We start from the raw sequence: 6,846 nt of genomic DNA on the forward strand, positions 1-6,846 counted from the left end.
CGTAATAATTAACTTTATAAGGATATAACATGTCAATTCCAGCTTATTTATTTCTAACGCGACGGTAATATCATACACAAGGACGGATGGAATGAGAGGGCCACAGCGTAGCATTGCCTGCCAAAGCTCCTCTTCGGTCAGTTGGCCGGGCTCGTACCCGGAATGGAGGTATGCCGATGGAAATAAGCTTTGATAAAGTTCATTGAAAATAAGACAGGTAAAATAATGAATGGGCGTGATATCCGCCCATTCATTATTCCTGATTAATGCTATGACTTTCGCGTATTGTTTAGATCGTTACGACGGTTCACCCGGGTGTTAATCAGCAAGGTGATGATCAGAATCGACGCGATCACGCCCAGCGATATTCCCACAAGAATGTGGAACACATCGAGCAGGGCCATCTTGATACCGGTGAACAGCAGGAACGCCGGCAGGCGCAGGCTCAGCTGGATGATGCGGCGGCGATCCATGACGAACTGGTGATCGCGATGGTGTATCCGCTGGAGGTGTTGCTGAACGGCGTGAAGCCGTAAGGCAATGCACCGGGCGGCAGGGGCTGCCCGGTGCAGGAAGGATCAGTTTTTCTGACAGGCTGCGGCGGTAAACAACACGTCGGTGGAAGAGTTCAGCGCAGTTTCCGCTGAATCCTGCAAAATACCGATGATGAAACCGACAGCCACCACCTGCATGGCGATGTCATTGGGAATGCCAAACAGGCTGCATGCCATCGGGATCAGCAGCAGCGAACCGCCCGCCACCCCTGACGCGCCACAGGCGCACACTGCCGCCATCACGCTCAGCAACAGCGCCGTCAGAATATCCACTTCAATACCCAGCGTCGTGACTGCCGCCAGCGTCAGCACTGTAATGGTGATCGCCGCGCCCGCCATATTGATGGTGGCACCCAGCGGGATTGACACGGAATAGGTGTCTTCATCCAGCCCCAGTTTGCGGCAAAGGTTCATGTTGACCGGAATATTGGCGGCAGAACTGCGGGTGAAGAAGGCGGTGACGCCACTTTCACGCAGGCAGGCGAAGACCAGCGGATAGGGGTTTCGGCGGGTTTTCACCAGCACGATCAGCGGATTAAATACCAGCGCCACCAGCAACATACAGCCAATCAGCACAACCAGCAGATGTGCATAATCGTATAATGCGCCAAATCCGCTGGTGGCCAGTGTTTCGGCGACCAGACCGAAAATCCCCAGTGGCGCAAAGCGGATCACCACACGGACAATTTTGGTGACGGCCACCGAGACATCCGTGACCAGATTTTTCGTCGTATCAGCAGCCTGACGCAGCGCCAGTCCAAGGCCAATCGCCCAGGCCAGAATGCCGATATAATTCGCATCGATCAGGGCGCGGAACGGGTTAGACACAATGCTCATAATCAGCCCTTTCAGCACCTCCGCAATCCCTCCCGGCGGCGTGATTTCGACGTTCGCGACTTTCAGATCCAGCGTCGAAGGGAACATAAAACTGACCACGACGGCAATCAGTGCCGCCGAAAACGTCCCGAAGAGATACAGAAACAGGATCGGACCCAGCGACGTTTTACGGCCTTTGGGATGATTGGTGATTGAAGCGGTAACCAGCACTAACACCAGCAACGGTGCGACGGCTTTCAGCGCGCCGACAAACAAACTGCCGAGCAGGCCCGCCGTTTTCGCCACTTCCGGCGCCAGTGCCGCGAGGATGATACCGGCGATTAAGCCGACCAGAATTTGCATCACCAGACTGCTGTCGGTGAAGCGTTTTAAAAATGACGGAGAGGATGGTGTTTGCATGATTTTCCCTTTTTTATACGTTATCACCGTTCGTGTCCTGAACGGCGAAGCAGGAGACTAGCAGAATCTAGCTCAAAAAATAACGGGCGCTTGTTAGCGCCCGCCTGATGACATTATTTTGCGATCGATGCCCGCTTATTTTTTGGATTTTGCGAGGTCAGCCCGACGGTTCACCCAGGTGTTAATCAGCAGGGTGATGATCAGAATCGACGCGATCACGCCCAGTGAAATACCCACCGGAATGTGGAACACGTCGAGCAGCAGCATTTTGATACCGATGAAAATCAGGATCACTGCCAGACCGTATTTCAGCATCGAGAAACGTTCTGCCACGCCTGCCAGCAGGAAGTACATCGCACGCAGACCGAGGATCGCGAACAGGTTAGAGGTCAGCACGATGAACGGGTCGGTGGTCACCGCGAAAATCGCCGGGATGCTGTCGACCGCGAAAATGACGTCGCTCAGTTCGACCATGATCAGCACCAGCAACAGCGGGGTGGCGAACAGAATACCGTTACGGCGCACGAAGAATTTCTCACCCTGCAACTCGTCGGTCATGCGCATTTTGCTGCGCAGCCAGCGGATCATCGGTTTCTCACCAACCTCACCGTCGTCTTCTTTCGCCAGCGCCATCTTGATCCCGGTGAACAGCAGGAACGCGCCAAACACGTACAAAATCCAGCTGAACTGACCCACCAGCCAGCTTCCGGCGAAAATCATGCCGGTACGCAGGACGATAGCGCCGAGCACACCGTAGACCAGCACGCGGCGTTGCAGGTTGGCCGGAATGGAGAAGTAGCTGAACAGGATCAGCCAGACGAAGACGTTATCTACCGCCAGCGCTTTTTCCAGCAGGTAGCCGGTCAGGAACATCGTGGCCTTGGCGTCGGCCACCTCGCGACCAAACTCGCCGTTGAGGTACCACCAGAAGCCGAAATTGAACAGCAACGACAGGCCTATCCACACCAGCGACCACAGCGCGGCGCTTTTCATACTCATGGTTTGCGCGCCTTTGCGACCCTGTAACAGCAGGTCGAAAGCGAGCATAATTATCACTACCACGGCAAAAGAGCCCCACAACATCGGGTTGCCTACGGAGTTCATCATTGCGTCATCCTCGAAAAAACATCAAAAAAAAACGGCCAGCGTCAGAAGACGTTAGCCGCTCATTTTTGAGTTGTGAGCAAACCTCGCCTTCCGGCAAGGTCTCACTTACGAAAATAGGCATTCACTTTGTAAATGTCTATCTTCGCCCCGGTAACCGGGTGGCTGAGATGGCGCTTAAGCGCGGATCCAGGCACCGTAATGACGATTATCCGGCGAAGAAGTTACTCCCCTTTGCAGTTCGCAAATTAATGCAAAATGTGTCAGATGTCAAATATTCAGAAACATTTTAGACTATTAACCCGCCAGTGCCTGACGTTTACCGAGTGCGCCGACAAAGGAAAGCAGCAGGCTGCGGCTGAGCGGTGTTTCGCTAAGTTGCTGAGCCTGATGCGCAAAATCGACATGATCATCTTCGGCAATGGAACCCAGCCAGGACAAATATGTCTTCATGACCGCCAGACTGAATTCAGGGTGAAACTGCGTGCTGATGGCGTTCGGGCCATAGCGCAGGATCTGATGCGGATCGTGCAGCGTTTTTGCCAGCACCTTCGCCGTCGCGGGCGGGGTGATGACGGTTTGCAGGTGGATAAGATTTGCGGCGAACTGCGCCGGAAGCTGCGATACCAGCGGATCAAGATGCCCGTCCGGCGTCAGCGACACCTCATGCGTACCAACTTCGATGCCTTGCGGGTGGTAATCCACTTCGCCGCCCAGTGCATATGCCATCAGCTGATGGCCGTAGCAGGCGCCGAACATCGGTAATTCCTGCAACATCCCCAGCCGTACCCAATCCGCCGCTTCTTCGCTCCATGCCAGATGCTCGGTCACCATGCTGCGTGAACCGGTAATGATCGCCCCGCAATAGTTTTCCGGCGGCAGCGGACGTTCACCTGCCTGTAAGTCCACAATCACAACCTGCTGTGCGTCAATATCGCCCTGACGGATAAACATCTGCGGAAAGTTATCGTGCGCACGTCGGATAGGTTCCGGCGCGTGGCCGGTCTGCAAAATCAGCAGAGGTTTCTGACTGGGTGCAATCATCTGTTACTCCCGATTATGACTGAACATTAAGGCTGGGTATCGGCCGGGAACACCACGCCGGTCTGACGGCGGATTTCCGTCAGTACCTTGGCGGTGATACGCGAGACTTCCAGCCCCGGATGCGCGACAAACTGGCTGTCGACCAGAATCGCAAACGTTTCTGCCTCATACAACATGGTGTTGATGTGTTGCGGTTGGGTCAGATCCAGCTTCTGGCTGCCGCGTGGCGTCAGGCTGAGCGTCTGGCATTCAGACAGTTTTTCCATCTGCAACGTACCGTCTTCGCCCTGGATCTCACTCGGCAAATGGGAATCGCTGATTTTGGAATGGTGGATCACCACTTCGAAATCATCAGCATATGACAGGATGACCGTTCCCTGACCATCAACGCCGCTTTCCAGCAAGGTCGCCGTGGCTTTCACCGATTCCGGTTCGCCAAACAATGAAATGGCACTCGCCAGACAGTAATAACCGATATCCATGATCGAGCCATTGGAAAACGCCGGGTTAAAGGTATTCGGGTTTTCACCGGCCAGATAACGCGGATAACGTGAGGAATACTGGCAGTAATTCAGAATGGCTTTACGCAGTTTACCGATACGGTTCAGCGCACCTTTCATATGCAGAAAGTTGGGCAGATAGGCAGTTTTAAAGGCTTCGAACAGCACCACGTTGTTCTCTTTCGCACAGGCGATCAGGCTTTCGGCTTCGCGCAGATTGGACGCCAGCGGCTTTTCGCAAATCACATGCTTTTTGTGGCTGAGGAACAACAGAGACTGCGGGTAGTGCAGGGAATTCGGACTGGCGATATACACCGCATCAATCAGATCGGATGCTGCCATTTCTTCAAGGGAATCAAAATAATGCTCAACCGGATAATCCTCGCCAAGCTTTTTAGCGCCTTCCAGCGTGCGGGAATAAATCGCGGTTAACTTCATCTTACCGCTCTCGTGTGCGGCATCAATAAAACGCTGGGTGATCCAGTTGGTACCAACAACCGCAAAACGAATCATATATATTCCGTATAGATAAGTTGAGATCTCATTTAGGTGTATAACTTACCGAAAACTTCCAGATGCGTCAGGTACATGCGCGTGTCGAACTCTAACTGATGATAGTCAGGCGTCATATGACAGCACAGGCTGTAGAACGCTTTGTTGTGTTCTTTTTCTTTCAGGTGCGCGAGTTCATGCACCACGATCATTTTCAGAAATGCTTCCGGCGCGCTTTTAAACACTGTCGCTACACGGATTTCCGCTTTGGCTTTCAGCTTGCCGCCCTGAATACGGGATATCGCGGTATGCAGCCCCAGTGCGTGCTTCATCACATGAATTTTATTGTCGTAAGCCACTTTGCTTAACGGCGATGAACTGCGCAAAAACTGGTTTTTCAGGTCCAGCGTATACTGATAGAGCGATTTGTCGGTGGTCAGCTCGTGCGGTTCCGGATATCGCGTCAGCAAGACTTTACCTAAACGTTCCTGGTCGATTAACTGACGCACCTGAGCCTGAAGCGACTCCGGATAGCCTTGAAGATAGGTCAATTCAGGCATAACTGTTTGCTTTATCTCTTATTACCGGGGGAAAAGTTGCCGTACCGGCCAGCGTTGTTTTTGCAACGATCACACGCATCCGGCCATTAAACCCCTTTTTAACTGAAAAAACGTTTTACTGATAGACCAAATTAAGGGATAAACAGCGCAAATTGAATATGAGGAGGGCCAATGAGCCAATTTGAAACCGAAACCGGTGGTCAGTTACTGCAACTGCGTCTGGAACGTTATCCGCTGGAAGAAGCGGCAACGCAGTTACAGGCATGGGAAGCGGCCGATGAATATTTGCTGCAAAACCTGAATACTGATGCGCTCAACGGCCGTCCGCTGCTAATTTTCAACGATGCTTTTGGCACTCTGGCCTGCGCATTGCAGCCGCACAATCCGACCAGTATCAACGATTCCTTTATGAGCCAGCTGGCGATGCGCCATAATCTGCGCATTAACGGTTTTGACGAAGACAGTGTGGCAACGCAAAGTAGTCTGGTGCCGTTGCCGATCAACCCGGGTCTGGTCGTCATCAAAGTGCCAAAAACCCTGGCACTGCTGGAACAACAATTGCTGGCGCTGCGTGAAGTCGTGACGCCGGGCACGCAGATTATCGCCGGCGCGAAAGCCCGCGACATTCATACGTCAACGTTGCAGTTGTTCGAGAAAATTCTCGGTCCTACCAAAACCAGTCTGGCGTGGAAAAAAGCCCGTCTGATCCATTGTGAAGCCACTTTGCCTGCGCAAACCGCTGAGCCGGTGATTTCTGAATGGGCGCTGGATGACAGCGAGTTCCGTATTTCCAACCATGCCAACGTGTTCTCACGCGGCGGTCTGGATATTGGCGCGCGTTTCTTCATGCAGCATCTGCCGGAAGGCATCCAGGGGCGCATGGCGGACCTGGGGTGTGGTAACGGCGTGATCGGCATGACCGCACTGGCGCTGAATCCCGATGCGGAAATGCTGTTCGTCGATGAATCCTATATGGCGGTGGAATCGAGCCGTATTAACGTCGAAAACAACCTGCCGCAGGATGTCAGCCGCTGCCATTTCGAAGTAAATAACATGCTGGCCGGTGTCGAACGTGAAACGCTGCACGCCGTGCTGTGTAACCCGCCGTTCCATCAGGGCACGGTCATCAGCGATGACACCGCCTGGCGCATGTTCTGCGATGCCAAGCGTTGCCTGCAAACCGGCGGCGAACTGCGTATCGTCGGCAACCGCCATCTGGATTACTACCAGAAGTTACGTCGTCTGTTTGGTAACTGCACGACGATCGCCACCAATCAGAAATTCGTGATTTTGCGTTCTGTGAAAACCGCTGCACACCATTAATCGCTGAGACAGAGTGAGTGCAGACATGAAAAA

Annotated in this window: 7 protein-coding genes; 2 read left to right on the forward strand and 5 right to left on the reverse strand. The window is 53.2% G+C overall.

The window, feature by feature from the left end:
• Window positions 1-380: 380 nt before the first annotated feature.
• A complete protein-coding gene (locus J1785_RS04890) occupies window positions 381-536 on the forward strand; it encodes a hypothetical protein (RefSeq protein ID WP_156105442.1) in 156 nt (51 codons plus the stop codon).
• Window positions 537-578: 42 nt separating this feature from the next.
• Here the strand turns inward: J1785_RS04890 and sstT are convergent, their stop codons facing one another.
• The 5 genes from sstT to J1785_RS04915 all read right to left on the reverse strand — a co-directional run bounded on the left by sstT (window position 579) and on the right by J1785_RS04915 (window position 5,490).
• The gene (sstT, locus tag J1785_RS04895; RefSeq protein ID WP_014333747.1) at window positions 579-1,790 is read right to left on the reverse strand and encodes a serine/threonine transporter SstT; all 1,212 of its coding nucleotides are present in this window, start codon (window positions 1,788-1,790) and stop codon (window positions 579-581) included.
• 135 nt (window positions 1,791-1,925) lie between these two features.
• Window positions 1,926-2,894 carry a TerC family protein gene (locus tag J1785_RS04900; protein ID WP_217218942.1) on the reverse strand — a complete coding sequence of 323 codons (969 nt, stop codon included), beginning with the start codon at window positions 2,892-2,894 and terminating at the stop codon, window positions 1,926-1,928.
• Window positions 2,895-3,191: 297 nt separating this feature from the next.
• Complete coding sequence (locus J1785_RS04905; protein WP_217138255.1) at window positions 3,192-3,938, reverse strand: glutamine amidotransferase; 747 nt, start codon at window positions 3,936-3,938, stop codon at window positions 3,192-3,194.
• A gap of 26 nt (window positions 3,939-3,964) precedes the next feature.
• Entirely contained in the window at window positions 3,965-4,951 is a 987-nt protein-coding gene (locus J1785_RS04910) for a Gfo/Idh/MocA family protein (RefSeq protein ID WP_217138254.1), read from the reverse strand.
• Window positions 4,952-4,983: 32 nt separating this feature from the next.
• A complete protein-coding gene (locus J1785_RS04915; protein ID WP_129954413.1) occupies window positions 4,984-5,490 on the reverse strand; it encodes a M48 metallopeptidase family protein in 507 nt (168 codons plus the stop codon).
• A 171-nt stretch (window positions 5,491-5,661) separates the two neighbouring features.
• Between J1785_RS04915 and rlmG the strand changes: the two genes are divergently transcribed.
• Window positions 5,662-6,813: a 23S rRNA (guanine(1835)-N(2))-methyltransferase RlmG gene (rlmG, locus tag J1785_RS04920; RefSeq protein WP_217218941.1), complete on the forward strand. Its 1,152-nt coding sequence runs from the start codon at window positions 5,662-5,664 to the stop codon at window positions 6,811-6,813.
• The last annotated feature ends 33 nt before the right edge of the window (window positions 6,814-6,846 follow it).

The sequence above is a fragment of the Rahnella perminowiae genome, from assembly GCF_019049755.1.
Lineage (GTDB): Bacteria > Pseudomonadota > Gammaproteobacteria > Enterobacterales > Enterobacteriaceae > Rahnella > Rahnella perminowiae.

Excerpts from the sequence above, each read along its gene's own strand:
- rlmG (WP_217218941.1), top strand. The coding sequence starts at position 5,662 with ATGAGCCAATTTGAAACCGAAACCGGTGGTCAGTTACTGCAACTGCGT.
- J1785_RS04915 (WP_129954413.1), bottom strand. The coding sequence starts at position 5,490 with ATGCCTGAATTGACCTATCTTCAAGGCTATCCGGAGTCGCTTCAGGCT.
- J1785_RS04905 (WP_217138255.1), bottom strand. The coding sequence starts at position 3,938 with ATGATTGCACCCAGTCAGAAACCTCTGCTGATTTTGCAGACCGGCCAC.
- sstT (WP_014333747.1), bottom strand. The coding sequence starts at position 1,790 with ATGCAAACACCATCCTCTCCGTCATTTTTAAAACGCTTCACCGACAGC.
- J1785_RS04910 (WP_217138254.1), bottom strand. The coding sequence starts at position 4,951 with ATGATTCGTTTTGCGGTTGTTGGTACCAACTGGATCACCCAGCGTTTT.
- J1785_RS04900 (WP_217218942.1), bottom strand. The coding sequence starts at position 2,894 with ATGAACTCCGTAGGCAACCCGATGTTGTGGGGCTCTTTTGCCGTGGTA.